Below are 298 nucleotides of genomic sequence, written 5' to 3'. Positions count from 1 at the left end.
GTTGCGGACCCAGTCGGTGACCGCGGCGAACGTGCACGCCCCGGCCAGCACCGCGCAGACCGCCGCCGAGAGGACGCTCACCAGCGGATAGCGCCGTCCTCGTGGATCACGTGGGTCAGGCACGCCAGCCAGTGCCACGAACAGGCTGTGATGGTCGCTATCGGTTACCACGGCTGGTGAAGGCATCCCGGTGGGTCGGTGCGGCCGCAGGATCTCGGTGAGTGATGATGGCATCAGCGGGTGCGGTCCTGTTCTGGGTCATGAGGTCTTCGCAAACTCCATGATCACCAACGGGTCG

General features: G+C 66.1%; 1 protein-coding gene. It reads right to left on the bottom strand.

Annotated features, from left to right (window positions below; translation table 11 throughout):
• The coding region (locus AC2CHE_RS27030) for a transposase family protein (RefSeq protein ID WP_484507635.1) at positions 1–186 on the bottom strand (186 nt) is incomplete at its 3' end.
• Between the last annotated feature and the right edge of the window lie 112 nt (positions 187–298).

The sequence above is a fragment of the Micromonospora sp. ATLC16 genome, assembly GCF_057196645.1.
The sequence above is the reverse complement of the archived record's forward strand: the minus strand, read 5'-3'. Positions and strand labels throughout refer to the sequence as shown.